The 22,294-nt window shown below is 42.3% G+C and carries 20 protein-coding genes; 11 read left to right on the top strand and 9 right to left on the bottom strand.

Annotated elements, in window-relative coordinates:
- Window positions 1-4: 4 nt before the first annotated feature.
- Window positions 5-592 carry a DUF4352 domain-containing protein gene (locus ODU46_RS07175; protein ID WP_161947373.1) on the top strand — a complete coding sequence of 196 codons (588 nt, stop codon included), beginning with the start codon at window positions 5-7 and terminating at the stop codon, window positions 590-592.
- A gap of 224 nt (window positions 593-816) precedes the next feature.
- Here ODU46_RS07175 and gdhA read toward each other — a convergent pair whose 3' ends face one another.
- A complete protein-coding gene (gene gdhA, locus ODU46_RS07170) occupies window positions 817-2,163 on the bottom strand; it encodes an NADP-specific glutamate dehydrogenase (protein WP_014636785.1) in 1,347 nt (448 codons plus the stop codon).
- Between the two features lie 231 nt (window positions 2,164-2,394).
- Between gdhA and ODU46_RS07165 the strand changes: the two genes are divergently transcribed.
- From ODU46_RS07165 to ODU46_RS07150, 4 genes are all read left to right on the top strand, one after another.
- Window positions 2,395-5,034 carry an LPXTG cell wall anchor domain-containing protein gene (locus tag ODU46_RS07165; RefSeq protein WP_395326680.1) on the top strand — a complete coding sequence of 880 codons (2,640 nt, stop codon included), beginning with the start codon at window positions 2,395-2,397 and terminating at the stop codon, window positions 5,032-5,034.
- Between the two features lie 199 nt (window positions 5,035-5,233).
- Window positions 5,234-6,172, top strand: coding sequence for a dihydroorotate oxidase (locus ODU46_RS07160; protein WP_205028777.1), 939 nt, complete (start codon window positions 5,234-5,236; stop codon window positions 6,170-6,172).
- Window positions 6,173-6,504: 332 nt separating this feature from the next.
- Window positions 6,505-7,737 (top strand): CapA family protein, encoded by a 1,233-nt coding sequence (locus ODU46_RS07155; RefSeq protein ID WP_398579442.1) that lies wholly within the window; start codon window positions 6,505-6,507, stop codon window positions 7,735-7,737.
- Window positions 7,738-7,748: 11 nt separating this feature from the next.
- Window positions 7,749-8,576 carry a Cof-type HAD-IIB family hydrolase gene (locus ODU46_RS07150; protein ID WP_398579441.1) on the top strand — a complete coding sequence of 276 codons (828 nt, stop codon included), beginning with the start codon at window positions 7,749-7,751 and terminating at the stop codon, window positions 8,574-8,576.
- Window positions 8,577-8,624: 48 nt separating this feature from the next.
- On the opposite strand, the gene ODU46_RS07145 is transcribed toward ODU46_RS07150, so the two are convergent.
- From ODU46_RS07145 to ODU46_RS07130, 4 genes are all read right to left on the bottom strand, one after another.
- Entirely contained in the window at window positions 8,625-9,407 is a 783-nt protein-coding gene (locus ODU46_RS07145; protein WP_024384750.1) for an ABC transporter permease, read from the bottom strand.
- A gap of 1 nt (window position 9,408) precedes the next feature.
- On the bottom strand, window positions 9,409-10,188 hold the full coding sequence (locus tag ODU46_RS07140; RefSeq protein ID WP_398579440.1) for an ABC transporter permease: 780 nt from the start codon (window positions 10,186-10,188) through the stop codon (window positions 9,409-9,411).
- On the bottom strand, window positions 10,181-11,164 hold the full coding sequence (locus ODU46_RS07135) for an ATP-binding cassette domain-containing protein (RefSeq protein ID WP_024402007.1): 984 nt from the start codon (window positions 11,162-11,164) through the stop codon (window positions 10,181-10,183). The genes ODU46_RS07140 and ODU46_RS07135 overlap by 8 nt, the downstream gene beginning before the upstream one ends.
- An 84-nt stretch (window positions 11,165-11,248) precedes the next feature.
- Complete coding sequence (locus tag ODU46_RS07130) at window positions 11,249-11,782, bottom strand: TetR/AcrR family transcriptional regulator (protein ID WP_015646379.1); 534 nt, start codon at window positions 11,780-11,782, stop codon at window positions 11,249-11,251.
- 125 nt (window positions 11,783-11,907) lie between these two features.
- Here ODU46_RS07130 and ODU46_RS07125 point away from each other — a divergent pair, with 125 nt between their 5' ends.
- Complete coding sequence (locus tag ODU46_RS07125; RefSeq protein ID WP_398579439.1) at window positions 11,908-14,367, top strand: YhgE/Pip family protein; 2,460 nt, start codon at window positions 11,908-11,910, stop codon at window positions 14,365-14,367.
- A 49-nt stretch (window positions 14,368-14,416) separates the two neighbouring features.
- Here the strand turns inward: ODU46_RS07125 and ODU46_RS07120 are convergent, their stop codons facing one another.
- The 3 genes from ODU46_RS07120 to ODU46_RS07110 are packed head-to-tail and all read right to left on the bottom strand — an operon-like array spanning window position 14,417 to window position 16,546.
- Window positions 14,417-15,481, bottom strand: a complete 1,065-nt coding sequence (locus ODU46_RS07120) for a DUF4097 family beta strand repeat-containing protein (RefSeq protein WP_105136654.1) — start codon at window positions 15,479-15,481, stop codon at window positions 14,417-14,419.
- Complete coding sequence (locus ODU46_RS07115) at window positions 15,478-16,233, bottom strand: DUF1700 domain-containing protein (RefSeq protein ID WP_398579438.1); 756 nt, start codon at window positions 16,231-16,233, stop codon at window positions 15,478-15,480. Before ODU46_RS07115 ends, ODU46_RS07120 begins: the two co-directional genes overlap by 4 nt.
- Entirely contained in the window at window positions 16,220-16,546 is a 327-nt protein-coding gene (locus ODU46_RS07110) for a PadR family transcriptional regulator (protein WP_002937550.1), read from the bottom strand. Before ODU46_RS07110 ends, ODU46_RS07115 begins: the two co-directional genes overlap by 14 nt.
- 293 nt (window positions 16,547-16,839) lie before the next feature.
- On the opposite strand from ODU46_RS07110, the gene ODU46_RS07105 reads away from it, so the two are divergent.
- Together ODU46_RS07105 and ODU46_RS07100 are read left to right on the top strand one after the other, a co-directional pair.
- Window positions 16,840-17,220: a CidA/LrgA family protein gene (locus ODU46_RS07105; protein WP_114866167.1), complete on the top strand. Its 381-nt coding sequence runs from the start codon at window positions 16,840-16,842 to the stop codon at window positions 17,218-17,220.
- Window positions 17,213-17,908, top strand: a complete 696-nt coding sequence (locus tag ODU46_RS07100; protein WP_002937552.1) for an LrgB family protein — start codon at window positions 17,213-17,215, stop codon at window positions 17,906-17,908. The genes ODU46_RS07105 and ODU46_RS07100 overlap by 8 nt, the downstream gene beginning before the upstream one ends.
- Window positions 17,909-17,943: 35 nt before the next feature.
- On the opposite strand, the gene ODU46_RS07095 is transcribed toward ODU46_RS07100, so the two are convergent.
- A complete protein-coding gene (locus ODU46_RS07095; protein ID WP_205027391.1) occupies window positions 17,944-18,744 on the bottom strand; it encodes a formate/nitrite transporter family protein in 801 nt (266 codons plus the stop codon).
- A gap of 141 nt (window positions 18,745-18,885) precedes the next feature.
- Here ODU46_RS07095 and gla point away from each other — a divergent pair, with 141 nt between their 5' ends.
- The 3 genes from gla to ODU46_RS07080 all read left to right on the top strand — a co-directional run bounded on the left by gla (window position 18,886) and on the right by ODU46_RS07080 (window position 22,120).
- Complete coding sequence (gene gla, locus ODU46_RS07090; RefSeq protein WP_114866169.1) at window positions 18,886-19,731, top strand: aquaglyceroporin Gla; 846 nt, start codon at window positions 18,886-18,888, stop codon at window positions 19,729-19,731.
- A 129-nt stretch (window positions 19,732-19,860) separates the two neighbouring features.
- Window positions 19,861-21,393, top strand: coding sequence for a helicase HerA-like domain-containing protein (locus ODU46_RS07085; RefSeq protein ID WP_336372563.1), 1,533 nt, complete (start codon window positions 19,861-19,863; stop codon window positions 21,391-21,393).
- 112 nt (window positions 21,394-21,505) lie between these two features.
- Window positions 21,506-22,120, top strand: coding sequence for a CoA pyrophosphatase (locus ODU46_RS07080; RefSeq protein ID WP_336372562.1), 615 nt, complete (start codon window positions 21,506-21,508; stop codon window positions 22,118-22,120).
- The last annotated feature ends 174 nt before the right edge of the window (window positions 22,121-22,294 follow it).

Below are 22,294 nucleotides of genomic sequence, written 5' to 3'. Positions count from 1 at the left end.
TATTATGCAAACAAAAGATTTTGTTGTTGAAAATGGGCAGATGTATTATAAGAAGAAACCCTTGCACAAACAGCCTCTCTTTTGGACGACCATTGCTGGTGCAGTCCTCTCCTTTATCCTAGGAGTAACCTGTTTTATTTTTATGATCGGTCTAAGCGCAGCAAATTTTGATAATTGGGATACAGGTAGTGACGGGTACATTGATGAGACTGTGGAATACACAGAGTATCAAGTTGGTGACTCAGTTGATTTTTCTAACGGTCTTCATGTAACAGTAACATCTATGGGGAAAGATGATAGCATAGAACTAGTAGATAGCTACTACAGCACAGCTTATGTTGTTGAAATGGAAGTTGAAAATTCGACCGCAAAAGAGCTCTATTTTGATGAATACTATTTCAGTCTCATTGATCCGGTTAGTCAGATTCCCTTTTCCCTGGATTTACGGACCTACGATGTGAATCTAGTCGAAAAGTTGAAGCCAGGAGAGAAAGTACAAGTAAAACTTATCTACGGTATAGATAATGAAACAAACTTTGGTTTTACCTACGAAGATGCCATGTGGACGGAATTAGTCGCAGAAGGTATCTAATCGCTGTAGAAAAAGTTTTAAATACTGCACAATTTTGCGGGTTTATAACGCCCCTTGATTCAGATTGTTCGACTTGATAATCGACCTATCTGTTATTTTTACATTTTAAAAAGGAGAACATGTTTATCCACTGTTCTCCTCTTTTTTTAACGAAAAATACCCCCAAAATTAGCACGTCAATCTTGGGGGCGTTTTTATTATAGTTTAGTAAACTAAAAGTAAGCTTATACTAAACCTTGGGCAATCATGCTATCCGCAATTTGTTCAAAGGCTGCGATGTTAGCACCTGCAAGGTAGTCTGTACCAAGGTCGTATTTTTCAGCAGTTTCTTTAGCTGTGTTGAAGATGTTTGCCATGATGTCTTTAAGACGGCCGTCTACTTCTTCACGAGTCCATGAAAGACGAAGGCTGTTTTGGCTCATTTCAAGGGCAGATACGGCTACACCACCAGCATTGGCTGCTTTAGCAAGGCCGTAAAGAACGCCATTTTCTTTGTAAACTTTGATAGCATCAAGGTCAGATGGCATGTTGGCACCTTCAGCCACACAGTAAACGCCATTTTTCACAAGGGCAGCAGCTTGCTCGCCGTTGATTTCGTTTTGAGTCGCACATGGAAGGGCAATGTCAGCCTTGCCATCGTAGTTCCATACAGAACCTTCGAAGTACTTAGCAGTCGCTTTTTCTGCAGCGTATTCTGTCAAACGAGCGCGGCGTTTTTCTTTGATGTCCACCAAGAGGTCAAAGTCGATACCAGTTTCGTCAATGATGTAACCATTTGAGTCTGAAACAGAGATAACTTTTGCACCGAGTTCAGTAGCTTTTTGAACAGCATATTGGGCAACGTTACCAGAACCTGAGATAAGGACTGTTTGGTCTTTGAAGGATTTGCCGTTTGCTGCCAACATGTTATCAGTGAAGTAAACCAAACCGTAACCAGTTGCTTCTGGACGGATAAGAGAACCACCGAAGCCAAGAGGTTTACCAGTCAAGACACCTGCATCAAACTGGCGAAGGCGTTTGTATTGACCGTACATGTAACCAATCTCACGACCACCGACACCGATATCACCTGCAGGGACGTCAAGTGAAGGTCCGATGTGTTTTTGCAATTCAGTCATGAAGCTTTGGCAGAAGCGCATAATTTCAGCGTCTGTTTTGCCTTTAGGATCGAAGTCAGATCCACCTTTACCACCGCCGATTGGAAGACCAGTCAAGACGTTTTTGAAGATTTGCTCAAAACCGAGGAACTTCAAGATGGATTGGTTTACAGTTGGGTGGAAGCGAAGACCGCCCTTGTAAGGACCTACAGCTGAGTTGAACTGAACACGGTAGCCACGGTTGACTTGAACATTTCCATCTTTGTCTGTCCATGGAACACGGAAGCTGATGATACGCTCAGGCTCAACGATACGGGCCAAGATGTTTTCTTCGATGTATTCTGGGTGTGCTTCAAAAACAGGCTCAAGTGTAGAGAAGAGCTCTTCTACTGCTTGGAGGAATTCTGTTTCATGTGGGTTGCGGGCTTTGACTGCTTCAAAAGAAGCTTGGATGTAAGCTTTGGCATTTGACATGGGATCACCTGATTTCTTTTTTATTTATTAAATTGTCTGACAATTTAATTTATCTGATAATTATTATAGCACCATGATTTTTAAATGTAAAGAAAAAAATGATAATTTTTCTAAACTTTCTGAGCAAGTTTCGAGTAGACAAAAAGTAGACTTTCTTTACATACAAACATTGACAAATGAGGAATGATAGTATAATATAAAAGTTGTAAGTAAAATATAGGGGTAATATATATGAAAAAGAAATCTGTTGCTATTCCAGTAACGCTTGCTACAGGTGTTTTAGCTGTTGGGACAGTTGGTTTTCAAGCAAACCAAGTCAGTGCCGATACTATTGTTCCTACTGTCTCAGAAGAACAAGCTGCACCAGTAAAGGTTGTTAGTGAGCAAGAGCTTGCAAGTGCACAGGCAGCTGTGACAGAAGCTGAGCAAGTTGCCCAAGCTGCTTCAAATACTGCTACGGCTAAGGAACAAGTTGCTGCTGACGCTGTTCAAGGTGTTGTGGATGCGACTGATAATCTAGCAAAAGCTGAAGAGCTTGTAGCGAAGGCTACGGAGGCAGAAATCGAAAAGACTCAGACTACTATAGAAGAGTTAAAAGAAACAGCTGCCAGTCAAGAAACAGCTCAAACTCTTGCTGAAAAGGAACTGGCTGAGGCTAAGAAGGCTGAAAAGGTTCCAGCTGAGAAGGTGGCTCAAGCACAGACAGCCTATGAAAAAGCTAATTCTACATTATCTGCCGCACAAGCTACGGCTACTGCAGCAACTAACCAAGTTGCCGAAGCCCAAGCCGCTCTTGCAACAGCAGAGGCAAATGTAGCGACAACTACCAACCAAGTTGCAACTGCCGAGCAAGCAGTTCAGGCAGCCCAAGCCGCTTTGCAAACGGCTGAACAAGCTGATAAGGAAACAGCTCAACAATTGGCGGTAGCCAAGGAGAACTTAGCTCAAGCCAAACAAGCACAGGCCGCTGCTGAGGCTGATTTGGCTACAAAAGTAGCTGCGGTGACTACGGCTGAATCAAGTGTTAAAGAAGCCCAAGCGGCAGTTGCAGCAGCAGAAGCATATCTAGCTAGTTTGGTTTCAGATGGAACAGAATTAACTCCGCTAGAATTCTTCGGAGCAGAGGTTGAAGAGCCGTCTGAAGGAAATGCTATGGTGGGTGTGTCAGGCACCTTCTACGAACCTGATCAAGCAGCTATCTTAGCTAGAATTAATGAAATTCGTAAGGAAGCTTTTGATGAGGGCCTTGTAGATCGTTATGTACCTCTTAAGTGGTCAACTACTTTAGAGTATACAACTCAAATTCGTGCTGCAGAGGCAGAGTATACCTTGGGTCACATTCGTTGGACAGATAAGAGCGTCTTTACTGTAGATACTGATAATCCTGAAATTGTAGCCGTACGTTCTGAGAATTTGGCTTGGAATTTTGGTCGATCAGGTGATGCAATGTTGACGGCTATTGAGCAGTTCTACGCAGAAAAAGAAGATTTTGTGAACCAGACTCCGGATGCGGTAGTAGGTCACTATGTATCACTAATCAACCCGAATTACACCCATACAGCCCTATCAGCTTTCTTGTCAGCTGGCAATGATGGTTGGACAGGTGTGGCACAACACTTTACTGTAGGGGATACCTCAGAAGAAGCGGTTGGTTTATACGGTGATGCCGTACAGATTTTAGAAGCCAAAGAAGATTATTTATTTGATTACGAATTGCTAACGCCTGAAATAATATCAGATGTCAATCAGAATATAGTGCTGAATGTTTCAGCAGTTTTTGCCCCTTACGATGACTATTCCCGTGTCGTATCTGTTTATTCAGGACTAACTTGGGAATCTGCAGACGAGAACATTGCTGTAGTTTCAGAATCAGGCGTGCTTACAGGTATCTCAGAAGGCGAAACAAGCGTGTACGTAACCTTCCCAAATGGCAAGAAAGAAACGATCAAAGTCAAAATAGTTGATATTCAAAAAGCACGCGATGCAGTTGAGCAAGCTAAAGCGAATTTAGCGAAGCAAGAGGCCGAACTTGCGAAAGCTAAGACAGCACGTCAAGCGGCACAGACAAGTGTAGAGACTGCGAAAGCTACCGTTGCAAATCGTCAAACAACTTATAACCAATTATTATCTGTTGAGTCTAAAGTAACGAAAGCTCAAGCAGAACTTGATAAGGCTCAAGCTACTCTTACGGATGCAAAAGAAAAAGCAGCCACTGCAAAACAAGACTTAACTACTGCTGAGCAGACACTTGCTGATAAAGAACAAGCAGCAAGTGTTGCAAAACAAGATTTATCAGTCGCTCAAGCAGCACAGACGACTGCAAAAAATGCTTTATCAGAAGCACAGGCAAGCCTATCCGCTTTACAGGAAGTAACTGCAACGAAAGAAGCAGCTTTGAAACTTGCAGAGGCTAACCTTGCCAAAACAGTCGCAGATCTGAAAGCAGCAGAAGCTTATCTTGCAAGCTTACTCAATGCACAAGAGAACTATCGTCTAGCTCAGCAGTTGCTTGAGGAAGCGAAAGTAGCGGCAGCAGAAGCTCTTGCACAACGTGATGCAGCCTTGGAAGCCAAACAAGCAGCGCAGACAGATTTTGAAACTGCTCTAGCAAAATATAAGAGCATGAGACTTGCTTATGAAGCACAGTTAGCTTTGCAAAAAGCGGCGGAAGCTAAAGAATTGAAGCAGGCTCCTGTAGCGACTCCTAAACCATTGTCAAAACCAGAAGTTTCTCAAACAAGTAGCAAGGTAACTGCAACCCAAACTAAGACTCTACCTGCAACAGGTTCTGTTGAGTCAATGTTAGAACTGACAGGTTTGGCCTTGCTAGGAACATTAGCTCTTGCTAACCAGCGTAGACGTAGAAATTAATAACCTAGAGAGAGTTCTATTTGGACTCTCTTTTTAAAATACGAACATTGACAGCGATTTGCCTCAACTCGAGAGAAGCTATGCTATAATGAAACAAATAAAAAAGACGCTCTTTGTTATGCCAACTAGGAAAGCCGTCAGTTTTTTTATGGCTGGTTGATAATGGTTGGCATCTATCGAGCGAAAAATAGGAGGAAAGATGGTTTCAACAGCAACGACACTCGGTGGATTTACCTTTGATAATTGTTTGATGAATGCGGCAGGGGTTTGGTGCATGACCAAGGAAGAATTGGATGCGGTTAAGAACTCGAAGGCGGGTACTTTTGTGACAAAAACAGCAACCTTGGACTACCGCGCGGGTAATCCAGAACCACGTTATCAGAATGTTCCGCTTGGTTCTATCAATTCGATGGGCTTGCCAAATCAGGGCTTGGCTTACTATTTGGATTATCTACTAGAATTGCAGGAAACGGAGCCAGAACGCACATTTGTTTTATCTTTAGTTGGAATGTCGCCTGATGAGACTCATGAGATTTTGAGAACTGTAGAAGCCAGTGATTTTAAGGGGCTGACAGAGTTAAATCTTTCTTGTCCCAATGTCCCTGGAAAACCGCAGATTGCCTATGATTTTGAAACGACAGAAACCATCTTGCAGGAGGTCTTCACTTACTTTACCAAACCACTCGGTATTAAGTTGCCACCTTATTTCGATATTGTGCATTTTGACCAAGCAGCGGCGATTTTTAACCAATTTCCGCTCAGCTTTGTCAACTGTGTCAATTCGATTGGAAATGGTCTCTACATCAAGGATGAGTCAGTTGTCATCAAGCCTAAAAATGGTTTTGGTGGTATCGGTGGAGAGTATATCAAGCCGACTGCTCTTGCCAATGTCCACGCTTTTTACCAGCGCTTGAAACCGGAGATTCAGATTGTTGGGACTGGTGGTGTCTTGACAGGTCGAGATGCCTTCGAACACATTCTCTGTGGTGCCAGCATGGTTCAAGTTGGAACAACCCTGCAAAAAGAGGGGCTGGCAGCCTTTGAGCGCATTACGGCTGAATTGCAGGCCATCATGGCTGAAAAAGGCTACGAAACCATTGAGGATTTTCGTGGCAAGCTACAGCACTTAGATGATTGAGATCATCTGTTGAAGACATAAAAAGAAGCTAACATTGTACCGTTCTCCCAGATAGTCTTTTAGGGAGTTAGGAAGGGATAATGTTAGCTCTTTTTAAATGGTCTGTGAAGATCGGTCTGATAATCGTTTGAGGAATGGAATACATAGTCGGAAACATATATTTTTGAGATGGAATTCTGATTTTATTTAGATTTTTTAGCAAAAATGTCGTATACTAATATTAGAACCTCTATTTATAAGTGATGTACTTTTATGGAAGAAATAGTTTTTTGAGAGACTACCGACTGTATTTTGAATAAAGGTTCTTAAGTAGGGAGTATGAGGGTAAAGGTATGGAGAAAAGGGCGAACTCTATTCGCAGAAAACGATATGCGTCCTATCGGACAAAGATGCATTTGTTTTTTATTTGTGGCTTAGCGACTATTATCTTGGCGATTATTATTGTAAGCGAGCACCGAGTTCCTAGGCTGAATCAGGTATCAGAATCAATGCACTCAGATAATTCTGTTCGCATCATGGCCCACGGAGATTTACTCTATCACTTGCCTATTCTTCGAGGAGCAGAACAGCCAGATGGAAGTTACGATTTTTCTGAGAATTTTACCTACGTAAAGCCCTGGATAGAACAGGCTGATTTCGCTATCGCAGACTTTGAAGGGACCATTTCCCCAGATGTCGAATTAGCAGGTTACCCACTTTTTAATGCGCCTGCCATTGTCGCCAACAATATCCATGATGCAGGCTACGATTTGGTAGATTTGGCTCACAATCACATCTTGGACTCACATCTTTCTGGATTGGTTTCCACTGTCAATACATTTAGAGATGCAGGTGTGGATACAGTCGGTGTCTACGCCGAAGGTAATCGGGCAACTGCACCACTCTACATTCGGGAAGTCAATGGTATCCGTATAGCTGTTTTAGCCTATGCTTACGGTTTCAATGGGATGGAGGCTTTGCTGAGTCAAGAAGAGTATGATGCCTATTTATCCGATTTTAATATTGAAAAGATGCAGGCTGAGATTAAACGAGCCGAGAAAGAGGCAGATATTACCATCGTCATGCCTCAGACGGGTGTGGAATATCAGTTGGAGCCAACGGAGGAACAAACCAGTTTGTACCATCAAATGGTTGATTGGGGAGCAGACATCGTTCTTGGTGGGCATCCGCATGTAGTCGAGCCCGCAGAGATTATTGAAAAAGATGGTCAGAGAAAATTGATTATCTATTCGATGGGGAATTTCCTGTCAAACCAGCGTATCGAAAGCATGGAAGACACACCCAATGCCCAGTGGACAGAACGGGGTGTTTTGATGGATATTACCATTCAGAAAGAGAATGGGGAGACCAGCATCCAGACAGCCCAAGCTCATCCGACCTGGGTCAATCGCTTGTCCAAGGGGACGTATTCGTCAGAAGGTTATGAACAATTTGCGTATCAAACCTATATCTTGCAAGATTGGGTAGAAGGCGGTCAGTATTATGGACAATTGGATCTAGATACGCAGGCGCGTGTGGATACAGCCTATCAAGAAATGAAAGACTTTGTCAATTTGGTATGGTGAGGAGAGAGAAGATGACAGTTCGATTAATTGCAACAGACATGGATGGGACCTTTTTAGATGGCCAGGGGAGTTTTGATAGAGAGCGATTTTCACGGGCCTTGGATCAACTAGATCAGAAAAGGATTCCTTTTGTTATCGCTAGTGGCAATGGAATTGGGCGATTGCTACAATTATGCCAAGGATTTGAAAATCGACTGATTTTTGTGGCTGATAATGGTGCCCATATCTATCATCAGGGAAAAACACTCATTCGTCGGGCTATTCAGCAAGAAGAAGTCGAAGCAATACTGCATTTTTTCAAAGGACGTTGGGCGGATATATGTTTGATGTTGTCGAATGAAGAAAACATTTATATGCAGGCTGGGGCAGGTATGCCATTTGCAGGGACGGATTTGCCAATAGAACCAGCCCAAATGGCTGCCTTCCAAAATCGTGTGACCTATTTAGACGACCTCAGTGCCTATCCTAATTTTGAACCTATTTATAAGGTTGGTCTCTGGGTTCCTGAAGCACGTGTAGAATCGATAACGGAAGAGTTTAACCAGGCTTTTCAAGGTCAGCTGGTTGCAGTGACTAGTGGCTATGGCTCCATTGATATATTGCCAGAAGGGATTCATAAGGCATGGGGCTTGGAACAGGTTTTGACCAGCTTGGATATCGAACCTGAACAGGTGATGGCCTTCGGTGATTCAGACAATGATATTGAGTTATTGTCCTATGCTGGGCATTCCTATGCCATGGAAAATGCGACAGACAAGGTCAAGGCGGTTGCCAAATACATGGCTCCAAGCCATTTGGAAGCAGGCGTACTTCAGGTAATTGAAGAACATATTTTATAAGTATATAGAAAAAAGCTAGTGTTCTCAATCCAGAGAATTCTAGCTTTTTTAATTTCCAACACTGGTGAACTTGGTCATACCATGGCGGAAGAGTTTGTAATTGATGGTAAATAGGACCAGGACAACTAGTGGCAGAGCCAGTCCCCACATAGACAAGTCTAAGAAGTAGAGGGCTGGGAAATAGGCTGTAAAAGCATAAGGGAAAACAAAAATCAGCAGGATTTGAATGATTTTTGGATAGATATTGAGTGGGTATTGAGCCATCTGATTGAGGGCGAAAATTCCCATAGTCAAAGGGAATGATTCTACAATCCAAAATGCTAGAGCAGTTGGACCGAGCTGAATAGCTGCATAGAGTAGGCCGATACAAATGGCAATAAAGATTAGTAGGGCTAGTTTTCCAAGACTCCATTCCATACCCAGTTCCTTGGAAGCTTGGGCCAGTGCAAGGGAACCGATAAGTGTTGTTCCGATTCCTTGTGGCTGGATTCGTTCACAGATAAGCTGAAAAAGAGGATTGACAGGCATGAGGAGGAGGCGTTCAAATTCGCCTTGTCGGATGTAGCGACTGCCAAACATCCAGAGATTGTCAAAGAAAATCAAGTGAATGGAGCGTCCGACGGTCGCTATTCCATAGATAAAAAGCATTTGACCGTAGTTGAAACCAGCGATTTCCTTGATATTTCCAAAGAGAATATTGAGGAAAATCAAGTAGACAATTTGTTCAATCAAAGAGGAGAAAAGCCCGATGAAGAAGTCCACCCGAAAGGACATCTGGGCCATCATGTAGACCTTGATGTTATATAGATAGAGGCTGATATATTTTTTCATGTTAACCTCCAAAAATGACAATACGACGCTTGGCTTGGGACCAAAGAGCGGCGATGAAGCAGGCTAGAATGGGTATCCATATAACTTGCAATCCCAAAGCTCTTAGATCGCTTTCCTGTCCCAATAAAATGGAAACCGGAACGTTAACCGCATAATTATAGGGAAGGAGTTTCAAAAAGTTTTCCACAGCCTGTGGATAGAAGCTGAGTGGCAAAAGCGCCCCAGAGGCTAGATTGAAAAGCCCCATCCGTAGGAGCATGACTCCCCAGGCATTGACCGTAAAAAATGCTAAGAAGCCAAAAGCCATATCCAGTAATTGAACGATAAACATCCCTAAAATCGAACTGACCAGAAAGAGCAAAATGGTCTGGCCGTCAGGCAGGTAGAAATCTTGATGAACAAGTAGAATACCGATAAATACGATGGCAAATTTTATCAGTTCCAAGAACTTGTTTCCAAGGTCTTTGAAAAAGAGGGCTAGGATAAAGGAATAGGGTCTGAGAAATTCACCAGCAATACTTCCTTTTAAAATGCTGTAGGATAAATCTTCTCCGAGTGAGAAAGAATTTAAACTGGCTAGTAGATTAGCAAAGATGATATATGTAGTAAAGGTTTGAAGGGTAAAGCCATTGACTTCTGGTTGAGTAAAGAAAATAGTTTTCCAGACATAGAGAGCCACCAAGATCTTCACTGCCAGTGAAACGAAAGTCGCTAGAAAGAAAGCCTTGTACTGCATGGCATTCATCATGGTCAGGCGGGTCATGTAGAGATATTTACGCATGGATACCCTCCTCATAAATTTGGCGGACCATGGTTTCAATTTCCAATTCCTTCATGGTGACATCCTCAATTGAATAATGATTGAAAACTTGCTCAATCACCTGGGCACTAGTCCAGACCTTGCTTTGGTAGTGGATTTCAAAGTGAAAATCATCTTTACGAACAAATTCCAAGCCTTCCAATTGTAAGTCCTGTTCAATTGGTTTTTCTGTGGAGAAGAGAATGGTCTTGACTGTGGAAAAGCGTTCTTTGAGGACGGTCAGTGAACCATCGTAGACTTTTTTGCCCTTATCAATGATAAAAATCCGCTCACAGAGGCTTTCAATGTCCTTCATATCATGGGAAGTAATCAAGAAAGTGGTCTGGTATTCTTGATTCATATAGCGGATGAAGGAGCGAATGGTCTCCTTAACGCTGGCATCCAAACCAATGGTTGGCTCGTCCAAAAAAACGACGGCAGGCTGGTGGATAAAGATAGCCGCAAATTCACAGCGAACCCGTTGACCGAGTGACAGATTACGGATTGGTTGCTTCATAATATCAGCCAAGTCCAATAGGTCAATCAAGACAGCCAATCGCTCTTTGAATACCTTATCTGGAACATCATAAATTTTTGCGTGAAGGATAAAAGATTCCTGGACAGGCAAGTTCCAATCCAAATGGGATTTTTGCCCAAAGAGAACTCCGATTTGTTTATTGACAGCCTTGCGATTTTCTTGCGGATTGAGTCCGTTGATACGAACCTGTCCTTGGTCTGGGAAGAGGACTCCGGTAAGCATTTTGATGGTGGTGGATTTACCAGAACCGTTAGAGCCGATATAGCCGATGATTTCGCCTTTTTCTACCTGCAAGGAAATGTCTTGAACAGCAGGGATTGACTTTTTCTTTGGCTTGAAAAAGGCTTTTATCGAACCCTTGAGACCGACTTCCTTATCAATGATTGAATAGGTTTTTGAAAGATGTTCTGCCTGAATCATATCATAATCTCCTTTTTGAAAACGTTTGCGTAAGATAAGGATATTATAACATATTCCCCAAAAAGTGGGGGTAAAAAATCACATTTAAGGTAACATTTTTATTAGAAAATCGGTCATATATTGAGGAGATTCTTGCTTACCATTTTTAATCCATACCTGCATGATACCGAAGAAGGCATGTGAAAAATAGATGCTGCTGTATTCTTTTTCCAGTTGTGATAAATTCTCTTTTCCTAAGCGTTCCGCTAAATCATTGGCAACAAGAAGTCGGACTTTATTGATAAGAAAATTTTGGATTTCTTGAGTTCCGTTATGGGTCAGTAGGGCGGAAAGCAATTTTTCACGATAGAGCAACTCGAAAATTTCTAAAAATGATGATTGGCGATTGCCATCATAACGGTCAAATATAGCCTCTAATTTGTGAAAAAGTCCTTGTTGGTAGGAGTCGATTAATTCGTACTTATCCTTATAGTGGGTATAAAAACTGGAACGACTGATACCAGCAGTCTGGGCTAGGTGGGTGGTTGTAATGTCATTAAAACCTTGTGATTCCAGACAGGTTACCATAGCTTCTAAAATAGCCTGTCGAGTTCGTTCTTTCCGATTATCTGTTCCCATAATTTCTCCTTTTGAACATTTTTGGACACAATGTCCAAAAACAATTCTTCTGACTTGATTTTGAAAATGATACTTGTATAATGTATTTTATCAGTTTTTGGACAGTATGTCTAAAGGAGTTGCTTATGTTACGAAAAGTGAAGAATATTTTAAAAAAGCCAATGACTTTGGTTACCATTATTGGTATTGCCTGTGTCCCAGCCTTATATAACATTAGTTTCCTAACCTCTATGTGGGATCCTTACGGCCGACTAGACCAGTTGCCTGTAGCAGTTGTCAATCAAGACCAGTCGGCGAGCTTTCAAGATAAAACCCTCACCATTGGTGATGATATGGTGGATAATATGAAAGAGAGCAAGAGTCTGGATTTCCACTTTGTATCAGAAACGGATGCGGAAAAAGGTTTGGAAGAAGGGGACTATTATATGGTCATCACCCTACCAGAAGATTTATCAGAAAAAGCATCCAGTCTCTTGACGGATCAGCCTGAGCCACTAACAATTTCTTACCAAACCTCTAAGGGGCACAGCTTTGTCGCTTCTAAGATGGGCGAATCAGCTATGGAGAAATTAAAGGAATCTGTTTCAGAGACGATTACCGAAACATACACAACTGCCGTTTTTGATAGCATGGGAGAGATTCAAGCGGGTATGGTTGAGGCAGCAGATGGAAGTCAACAATTAACAAATGGAGCTAGTCAATTAGAAACCGGAAGTCAGACTCTATCATCAGGCTTATCTACCTTATCTTCATCAGGTCAATCACTGGTGACAGGAGCAAATCAATTGGCCACCGGTCTTGTATCTTATACAGATGGAGTCAATCAGGCTGCGACAGGCAGTCAAACACTGTCCAGTGGCTTAACGACCTACACAAATGGGGTGGCGAGTCTTGCTTCAGGTGCGGAGCAATTAAATGCCAATTCCTCTCAGCTCATCGCTGGGGTGGGACAATTGCAATCAGGAGCAAGCCAGGTTGAACAACTGGTAACGGGAGCCAATCAATTGCAGGCAGGCTTGGAGCAACTCGCTAGTTCAACTAGTTTGTCTGCTGAACAGTCTAGTCAAATACAGGCCTTATTGACTGGGCTTCCTCAGTTGCAAGCAGCCATCAATCAATTAAATGATAGCCTATCAAGTATCGGAGGAGTTGCAGTAGATACCTCTACTCTATCTAGCCTCTTGACAGAGATGGGGGCTCAAGCTCAAGGATTGTTGACTGCAGCTCAAGCTGATAAAACAGCCAGCATTGCAGCCTTGCAAGCAACGGCTACCTATCAAAACTTGACAGCTGCTCAGCAAGCTGAATTGGTTGGAGCCCTCCAAAACTCGCCTTCGACAACAGCGACAGCAGCCCAAACGATTTTGGGTCAATTGTCTCAACTCAGTCAAGCCTTATTTAGCCTACAAAGTCTTTCTGGAATGGCAACACAAATGAGCCAGCTACAATCAGCTGTCGGTCAGATCAACATGGCTGCCAATCAAGCATTGCCAGGCGCCACAACAGCCATTGAAAACCTATCAAGTGGCTTGAGTCAGGTCAACACCGCTTTGAACCGGCAAGTTCTACCAGGAACTCAAACCTTGACGAGTGGTGTGAGTCAACTTCAAACGCAATTATCAAATGGAGCGAGTCAACTCATGTCAGGGGTGACAGCATATACAGCAGGTGTTGCCCAACTAGCAACAGGTGGAGCCCAGTTGGTTGCTAACAACAGTAGTATCCAATCTGGAGGTAGCCAGTTAACATCAGGATTGGCAACCTTGGCATCCAACTCCAGTCAACTTGTCAGTGGTTCAGGACAACTGGCATCTGGTAGTCAGCAATTAATTGCTGGTGCGGATCAATTAGCTAGTGGCGGTCAAACCTTGACAAGCGGTATTTCCAGTCTTCGTACAGGTAGTGAAACCCTAACGAATTCACTCAGCTCAGCCAGTCAACAACTATCAGTCATCTCTGTAGAAGACAAAAATGCACAAGCAGTTTCTCAGCCAGTCACCTTGGAACACAGTGATCAAGATGATGTGAAAACCAACGGTGTCGGAATGGCTCCTTATATGGTATCTGTCGCACTAATGGTTGCAGCCTTATCAGCGAATGTTATTTTTGTCAAACACATTGATAATCGCTCCTACAAGAATCGTTGGGACTGGGCCAAAGGGAAACTAATCCTCAATGGGATCATTGCCAGCCTAGCAGCATTGATTCTGTACGGTGTTCTTCGCTTGATTGGAATCGATCCAGCTCATCCTATGGCAACCTTGGGCTTAATCCTCTTAGCCTCTTGGACCTTCATGGCTCTCGTTACAGCCTTGGTGGGTTGGAACAATCGTTTCGGCTCCTTCGCAAGTTTAATTCTCTTGTTACTACAGCTTGGATCAAGCGCAGGTACCTACCCAATCGAACTCAGCCCACGCTTCTTCCAAGTCATTCAGCCCTATCTTCCAATGACCTATTCTGTTTCAGGCCTTCGTCAAACCATTTCTATGGTTGGAAATAGTAGTCATCAAGTTTGGATGCTGAGCCTCTTCTTAGTAGGCTTTATGGGACTAGGTCTCTTGATTTATAATCAAAAAGATGAATAATAATAAAACCAACTGCTCCATGTGAACAGTTGGTTTTTGGTTGATGTAGTTATTTTGGTGTTGGTGTTCGTAAATTAATGGTTGCGTTAGTTGAAGTAATGGTCAGGCTATTATTGCTCTCTTTTTTCTCCAAAGTTAAGGTTTGTTTATCCTCCTCTTTTTTGATTGATAATGTTTGATACTTATCTTTAGTGAAAATACCAACGTTTTCAGCTTGTTCGTTGAAGTAACTCATATCACCAACAGCTTGCTTTAGTTCTTCGAGGGTTTCATAGTGGTAGCCTAAGTGTTCCGCAAGTGTTTTGATGTCCAGCTGTGTACTGATATTCAGATTGATGTCTTGTAAGCTCTTATCTGTTAGGTTTATATTTGTAACAGATAGGCTGTATTCGGAAGGAGTGAGGACGTTTTTTCCTAGGAGAGTCAATTGATCTGCATTCAGTTCTTGGTAGTTTTTAATTGTAACATTTTCCAAACTGGTTTCGATTAAATTGACTGAAGATTCATTTGCAGATATAGAGGTATTTCTGAGTGCAGAATTCACAGCTTCAAAGTAACCAGCTGTGATTTTACCGCTGTCAATTTGTGCATTATCAAGGAAGATACCAGCGGATAGGTCAACCTCTTGTATATGGGCATTCTCAATGGAAAAGCCTCCATAATTATATAAATAGGAACTATATCCTGTAAGCTTTTTCAGAGTCTTCCCTTTAGGCACTTCAATGGTGACTGAGAAGACATTGATGCGACGTTGGGCCAACCTTTCTCCCAGATACTGCATGATTCCCTCAATGGCAAATTTTAGTTCCTGTGCAGAGAGGGTTAAGACGCCGTCTTTCTCACTGAGTTTTAGAGGGTTTTGGATATTGTTGTCGGAGTTGGCATAGGTCACATGGTAGTTGCTATCGCTAGACTCCTTGATATAGACGCTGTGGGGGATAAAGTCAATTTTAATGGTATTCAAATCTGTGAAGGTCTTATGGACTTCCGTCGGAGCAGCAACCTCTTCCAAACGGGTTACGCCCCCAGTGAAAAATCCAATGCCAGCTAGAATTAAGCCTGCAATCAGGCTGACAAAGCCGATAATAATGGCGATGGTTAGTTTCTTTTTCATGCTCGTTTACCTCGTTTCAAGATCCATTTGAAGCAAGCCTTGACCAGTCGCCAAGACCAGTAGGCAAAAAATCCAGTCAAGATGTAGATGAGAATAGCTCCGCCAATCAAAGACAAACCTGAGCCAAACCCCATGAGGAAGATATTGAAACCTTCTGACATAAGGCTAAAGGCTTCCCAAATCAGATAGCCACCGCTGGTGAGAAGTCCGACACCCAGAACAAAGGCACCGACAATGAGGGCCAAGATGAGCGCCACCAATCCCAATAGACTAGCTAGGAGAATGAGCAAAAGTGGAATGGCGATAGGCAGGGAAATGACAGCTAGGATACCCAACCAGAGCGTTCGTTTTGTTTGGCTAAAATTACGGAAGTAGCGACCGAGGAAAAAGGCGCCGAGGATAAGAGTTGCAAACAGAGGAATGACTCCGATAAACTCTCCCATGATAAAGAGTAGGAAGAAAGAGAAGAGACCTGTCATACTTAAGGCTCCCAGACCAACCCAGAGTTTCCAGTTGAGTTGAATAGGTTCTTGTTGATCCTTCTCTTCTTGGATTTGCTTGTTGAGCATGTTGTTGATGAGTTCGCTGGCAGCTTCTTTTGGTGAACCAAGTTCTTCTATAATTTCTGTTTCACGCTCTGGTCCAGCCTCGTCAAAATACTCATTAAAGAAGCTGATGGCTTCAAAGTATTCTTTGTGGGGCAGTTTTTTGAGATATTTTTCTAACTGCTCCATGTATTCAGTTCTTGTCATGGCGGACGCTCCCTTCTATGATGCCGTTTATCGTGTTTGTATAGGTATCCCAGTCATCTTTGAGTCGGACCAATTCTTCGTGACCTAACTGAGTTAGGCTATAATACTTGCGCATACGACCCTGATATTCTTGGGAATAAGTAGTCAAAAAGTCATTTTGCTCCAATCGTTTTAGGATGGGATAGAGGGCGGACTCCTTGATGTTGGCAATTAATTTAATGGTCTGACAGATTTCATAGCCATAAGAATCATCGGATTCCAAAATAGCCATGATGAGAAATTCTGTCAGCACTGCGGGGACTGGAAAATGCATAGGACGCTCCTTTCCTTTGTTGTTAGTTAGGTTCGGTTTTGATATATAGTATTCAGTTGTATATATCAAAATTTGTTATATGTTAAATATACACCTACAAAAATAAATTGTCAAGTGATTATGTGCAAAATAAATAAAATAGCTTAAGATAAATTTTTAATGTGTAAACGTTTTATAGCCTTGAAAAATATTTTCAGAGTAGTAAACTTAATAACAGTACTAACATTAAGGGATTTTCTGGACTAAAAGAGAATGACCTCAGATGGATTAGTAGTATTTAAGGTGGTGTAAAGATGAAACTATATGTTCAGTTTATGATTATTCTAGTATTTTCATTTTTAGGGGAAGCTATTTCGACTATTTTTCATCTTCCTATCCCGGGAAGTATCATTGGCTTAATCCTCCTATTTTTAGCCCTAGAGTTCAAATTAATTCGTCTTCGCCACATTCATACGGTTGGAAATTTTTTGCTGGCTAATATGACCATTCTTTTTTTGCCTGCAGCGGTGGGCATTATGGAGAGATTTGATGCAATTAAAGATTATTTACTTCCTATTATCATCGTCATTTTAGGCGCCATTTTTTTAAATATCTTAGTAATTGGTTTTGTTGTTCAATTTGTGAAGCGAAAGTTTGAAGGTGACTACATTGATACGGAGGGAATGCATGACTGAACTTTTTTCCAATCCTATTTTTGGTATTATGTTATCAATTGCAGCATATTTAATTGGAATGCTGATTTATCGGAGATTTCCTCATCCAATCACAACCCCACTGTTGGTAGCTACAGGATTGATTATTGTCTTTTTAAAAATGACAGGTATCTCCTATAAGGAATATTATGCAGGAGGGTCCTATCTAAATATGCTTATTGTGCCTTCAACAGTAGCTCTGGGTATTCCTTTGTATCGTTCTTTCCATCTAATGAAACATCACATTCGAAGTATTTTATTGGGAATTTTTGTTGCCTGTATTGTCAATACTGTCTTTACTGCCCTAATTGCAAAATGGTTTGGAATGGATTTTTTTCTTGCAATCTCTCTTTTTCCAAAATCAGTTACCACTGCTATGGCTGTTGGTATTACTGATAAAATGCAAGGAATAGCAACTGTTACTCTTGTAGTCGTTGTTGCAACAGGAATTCTGACAAGTGTTCTTGGTCCGGTCTTTTTAAAGTTACTAAAAATTGAAGACCCGGTAGCTGTTGGTCTTGCTTTGGGAGGAACAGGGCATGCCATTGGAACGGGTACAGCGATAAAATATGGGCATACGCAAGGGGCGATGGCTGGCTTAGCTATTGGGATTACAGGTATCATGTATGTGGTGATTAGTCCTATAGTTGCGCAGATTATCTTACAATAAAAAAACTACGGTAGGAATTCCAACCGTAGTTTTTTTTAGTCTACATAAAGTTTGGATTGATTATTCAACCAACTATAAAGAAGTCCGATAAAGAGACCGCCACCCACGTAGTTTCCTAGTCCAGAAAAGAGGAAATTGCTTAGTACACTTAATAGAGTCATTCCCTCAACTGGTCCACCATTTGCAAAAAAGGCCAATGAGAAAAGGGAGAAGTTTGCGATGACGTGCTCATATCCCAAGAAAGCAAAGATAAAGATGATGAAAATAACGGAAATGAGACGTCCGGCATCATCTTTGATGCGTAAGAAGGTAAATACGCCGATATTCACAACAATATTAGCAAAAATTCCTTCAATAAATTGAGTCAAAGGTGTCTTTGAAAGCTTGGCCACCGTTGCTTCAAATAGGTAGCTGTGAGCATCAACGTGCTGATAAGGTAGAGTCAGTGAGACCAAGTAACAGACAAGGACAGCACCAACAAAGTTGAAAAGGATACAGGTTGCCAACATCTTGAGGGCTGTTTTAGTAGGAATCGTTTTTCGATGGCTGGCTACTGTCATATACATCATGTTGGATGTTCCAAGTTCGGCATTCATATATAAAATCATGAGTAGCCCCCAACCAAACATCAACCCATAACTAAACTTCCCAAGACCTTCTGCAACGTGATTTAGTTTATCTGCGGTATAAAGAGAAATGACAATCCCCAAACCTAGATAGAGGCTGGCTAACATCGATCGAACAGCGTAGGCAGAAAAGCTGTGTTCAAACAAATCTGCTTTTTTCTTAATGCTTTTTTCAATTGTATATAGTAGTGTATCTTGGGTAGCTCCCATCCTAATCTCCTCACTTTATCTACTACTTTTATAGGGTAAACGTTTTCTTTTTGTCGAATGGCTTTACTTTGTTTATTATACTTGATAAAATGGTTGTTGTCCAAAAAAAATTTAACTTTTGAAAGGAAATATAAGAAAAATATGGATGTTACATGGACAGTGAAATATATCACTGAATTTTTAGCGACTGCACTCCTTATTATCATTGGTAATGGTACAGTTGCAAACGTTGATTTAAAAGGCACAAAAGGAAACAACTCTGGTTGGATTCTCATTGCGATTGGCTATGGTTTGGCAGTTATGATGCCAGCATTGATGTTTGGTAACGTTTCTGGTAACCATATCAACCCAGCCTTCACACTTGGTTTGGCTGTTTCAGGTCTCTTCCCTTGGGCTCACGTTGCTCAATACATTGTTGCCCAATTGTTAGGCGCAATGTTTGGTCAGTTAGTGGTTGTAGCAGTTTACAAACCTTACTTCTTGAAAACTGAAAATTCTAACCATATTCTTGGTTCATTCTCAACTATCAGTGCGCTTGATAACGGAACGAAAGAAAGCCGTAAAGCTGCGACAACTAATGGTTTCTTGAATGAGTTCGTTGGTTCATTTGTATTGTTCTTCGGTGCCCTTGCTTTGACCAAACATTTCTTTGGTTCAGAGTTGGTTGGTAAATTGATTGAACAAGGCTATGATAAAACAGTCGCTGAGACAATGACTGCTCCATATACTTCAGGTTCAATTGCAGTTGCTCACTTAGGTATTGGTTTCCTAGTTATGGCACTTGTTGCGGCTCTTGGTGGTCCAACAGGTCCTGGTCTTAACCCAGCACGTGACCTTGGTCCACGTATCGTTCACCATCTCTTGCCAAAATCAGTCCTAGGTGAAAACAAGGCTGATTCTAAATGGTGGTATGCTTGGGTTGGTGTATGTGCTCCAATTATCGCATCAATTGCCGCTGTTGCACTATTCAAATTCTTGTATCTATAATATAGAGAACCCGATTCGTCGGGTTTTTCTTTTTCTCTTGGTATATCCAATGTAAAGTTGTCTGCTCTGCTATTTTTCCAAAAACTATGCTACAATAAAGCTAGAAAAAATCGGAAAAGAGGCTAGAATATGTCAGATGTTATTGCTTTTGGCTATGGAAGCAGTCGAGCGGAGATGCAGCTCAAGCGACTCAATCGTCATGGAATCATCGCAGGTGCAACAGGTACAGGGAAGACCGTGACCTTGAAGGTCTTGGCGGAGCAGTTAAGTGATGTGGGAATCCCGGTCTTTCTATCGGACATCAAGGGTGATTTGAATAGTTTGGTTGCGGCCAATACCAAGGAGATTGATCCTAGTCGCTTGGAGAAGACTCACTATCTTGACTATAGCCCAGTCGGTTATCCAGTTGAGTTGTGGGATGTCTTGGGGGAAAATGGGACTCCTGTCCGCATGACTATTTCAGAGCTGGGGCCTGTCTTATTGACGCGCTTGCTGGGCTTGAATGATACTCAGGAGTCCATCTTGAATATCGTTTTCAGCGTGGCAGATGAGCGTGGCCTTCTCTTGATTGACCTGATGGACCTGCGGGCCATGCTCAATTTTGTGGCTGAAAATGCAGCAGAGCTGAGCCAATATTATGGAAATATTCCAGCTCGTTCGGTTGGTGCTATCTTACGTAGTCTGGTCGTTTTGGAGCAACAAGGTGGTAAGATTTTCTTCGGTGAGCCAAGCCTTGACATTGCTGATTTGATGCGTACAGCAGAAGATGGCCGTGGTGTTATTAACGTTCTTCAAGCTACTGAGCTGTTCAATCAACCAACTCTTTATTCGACAGTCCTGCTCAGCCTTTTGTCAGAACTCTATGAAGTGCTGCCTGAGGTGGGTGATTTGGACAAGCCTAAGATGGTCTTCTTCTTTGACGAGGCTCATGTTCTCTTCAAAGATGCTCCAAAAGTTCTTCTTGAAAAGATTGAATTAATTGTTCGTTTGATTCGTTCAAAAGGTGTAGGTGTCTTCTTTGTAACGCAGAATCCGACGGATATTCCTGATAGCGTGGCAGCCCAGCTGGGAAATCGCATCCAACACGGTCTTCGCGCCTTTACACCAAAAGAGCTCAAAACAGTTGCGACTGTTGCCGAAACCTTCCGTCAAGAAGGTGGGGAGGATTTGGCTAAGGTCATTCAGGAGTTGCAGGTGGGGGGAGCTGTTGTGTCTACCCTTCAAGCAGACGGCACACCAAGCTTTGCGGATCGGGTCTTGATTTATCCACCGAAGAGTATGCTTGGAACGGTCGAGCCGAGCGCCCTCTTGTCTGTCATCAACAACTCTCCTTTGATGGAAAAATATGCTGACGCGGTCAACCGTGAATCAGCCCACGAGCAGATTTTAGCCATGACAGAGGCCAAAGAAGCCGAACTCATCAAAAAAGCAGAGCAGGCCGAGGCGGAAAAACAGGCAGAAAAAGAAGCTAAGGAAGCTGCAAAAATGGAAGAAAAAGCCCAGAAAGAAGCAGCAAAAGCAGCTCAAAGAGCCAGTCAGCCAGCCAGTCGCAAAACAGATTCCATGATGGACCGCTTTACCAAGAACCTGATGAGCCAGGTCGGACGGGAAGTTGGGCGCGTGGTGACTCGTGGCATTATGGGCATGTTAAAAGGAAAATAAGATGAGGAACTGGGAAGGAAACTTCTCAGTTTTTTTATCTAGACAAAGTTCTTGCCAGATGCCACAAAATTCGTTAAAATAAACACAAATCACTAGTTAGTAGGGAGTTGCCATGACTGATCAATTGCAGGCATTATTGAAAGACTATCAGCCCCAGCCATTGGGTGAAAAACGTTCTTATGCAGTCTTCTTGCCCTTAGTCTGGTCAGACAATCAGTGGCAGGTCTTGTATGAGATTCGGAGCGAGTCCATTTCTCAACCAGGAGAAGTCTCCTTCCCAGGTGGTGGAATTGATGAAGGCGAGACAGCAGAAGAAGCTGCCATTCGTGAGGTTATCGAAGAATTGGATATTCAAGCTGAACAAGTTGAATTGCTAGGTGAAATTGATTATCTCGTTTTCGGGCGCTCGACGATTCGTTGTTTTGTTGGACGACTTCAACTGGACTGGAAGACCCTTCAACCCAATGATGAAGTGGCTCGATTCTTTACAGTTCCACTAGAAACCTTGCAAAAAACGGCCCCTGTCTATTATCAACTGGATTCACAGATTGTCCCAGATTGTGACTTTCCTTTCGAACGTTTGAGAGGTGGGGTTAACTATCCTTTCAGTCATCACAAACGCTCCGTTCCCTTTTATGAAAATCTACCCGAAAATATCTGGGGAATGACTGCTCAATTTACCCATCGTTTTGTGGAAATCATAAATCAAAAAACTTCGCCCAGATGAGCGAAGTTTTCTGTTATGGCTTCGAGCCAGTTTTTCTCGTAGAGAAAAACAAGAAAACCACCAGCTATGCTGGTGGCTGACAAGGCTTTGAGCTTCCATTTCTTTTTCCTGATATAATCTAATTGTTCAGGTTAGATAAAGGAGGAAAAAGAAATGGCTAAAACCAGTTACAGT

The organism is Streptococcus sp. 2020WUSS089 (assembly GCF_044427405.1).
Classification (GTDB): domain Bacteria; phylum Bacillota; class Bacilli; order Lactobacillales; family Streptococcaceae; genus Streptococcus; species Streptococcus hashimotonensis.
This window is presented reverse-complemented; position numbering and strand designations above follow the sequence as displayed.

Excerpts from the sequence above, each read along its gene's own strand:
- ODU46_RS07175 (WP_161947373.1), top strand. The coding sequence starts at position 5 with ATGCAAACAAAAGATTTTGTTGTTGAAAATGGGCAGATGTATTATAAG.
- gdhA (WP_014636785.1), bottom strand. The coding sequence starts at position 2,163 with ATGTCAAATGCCAAAGCTTACATCCAAGCTTCTTTTGAAGCAGTCAAA.
- ODU46_RS07165 (WP_395326680.1), top strand. The coding sequence starts at position 2,395 with ATGAAAAAGAAATCTGTTGCTATTCCAGTAACGCTTGCTACAGGTGTT.
- ODU46_RS07160 (WP_205028777.1), top strand. The coding sequence starts at position 5,234 with ATGGTTTCAACAGCAACGACACTCGGTGGATTTACCTTTGATAATTGT.
- ODU46_RS07155 (WP_398579442.1), top strand. The coding sequence starts at position 6,505 with ATGGAGAAAAGGGCGAACTCTATTCGCAGAAAACGATATGCGTCCTAT.
- ODU46_RS07150 (WP_398579441.1), top strand. The coding sequence starts at position 7,749 with ATGACAGTTCGATTAATTGCAACAGACATGGATGGGACCTTTTTAGAT.
- ODU46_RS07145 (WP_024384750.1), bottom strand. The coding sequence starts at position 9,407 with ATGAAAAAATATATCAGCCTCTATCTATATAACATCAAGGTCTACATG.
- ODU46_RS07140 (WP_398579440.1), bottom strand. The coding sequence starts at position 10,188 with ATGCGTAAATATCTCTACATGACCCGCCTGACCATGATGAATGCCATG.
- ODU46_RS07135 (WP_024402007.1), bottom strand. The coding sequence starts at position 11,164 with ATGATTCAGGCAGAACATCTTTCAAAAACCTATTCAATCATTGATAAG.
- ODU46_RS07130 (WP_015646379.1), bottom strand. The coding sequence starts at position 11,782 with ATGGGAACAGATAATCGGAAAGAACGAACTCGACAGGCTATTTTAGAA.
- ODU46_RS07125 (WP_398579439.1), top strand. The coding sequence starts at position 11,908 with ATGTTACGAAAAGTGAAGAATATTTTAAAAAAGCCAATGACTTTGGTT.
- ODU46_RS07120 (WP_105136654.1), bottom strand. The coding sequence starts at position 15,481 with ATGAAAAAGAAACTAACCATCGCCATTATTATCGGCTTTGTCAGCCTG.
- ODU46_RS07115 (WP_398579438.1), bottom strand. The coding sequence starts at position 16,233 with ATGACAAGAACTGAATACATGGAGCAGTTAGAAAAATATCTCAAAAAA.
- ODU46_RS07110 (WP_002937550.1), bottom strand. The coding sequence starts at position 16,546 with ATGCATTTTCCAGTCCCCGCAGTGCTGACAGAATTTCTCATCATGGCT.
- ODU46_RS07105 (WP_114866167.1), top strand. The coding sequence starts at position 16,840 with ATGAAACTATATGTTCAGTTTATGATTATTCTAGTATTTTCATTTTTA.
- ODU46_RS07100 (WP_002937552.1), top strand. The coding sequence starts at position 17,213 with ATGACTGAACTTTTTTCCAATCCTATTTTTGGTATTATGTTATCAATT.
- ODU46_RS07095 (WP_205027391.1), bottom strand. The coding sequence starts at position 18,744 with ATGGGAGCTACCCAAGATACACTACTATATACAATTGAAAAAAGCATT.
- gla (WP_114866169.1), top strand. The coding sequence starts at position 18,886 with ATGGATGTTACATGGACAGTGAAATATATCACTGAATTTTTAGCGACT.
- ODU46_RS07085 (WP_336372563.1), top strand. The coding sequence starts at position 19,861 with ATGTCAGATGTTATTGCTTTTGGCTATGGAAGCAGTCGAGCGGAGATG.
- ODU46_RS07080 (WP_336372562.1), top strand. The coding sequence starts at position 21,506 with ATGACTGATCAATTGCAGGCATTATTGAAAGACTATCAGCCCCAGCCA.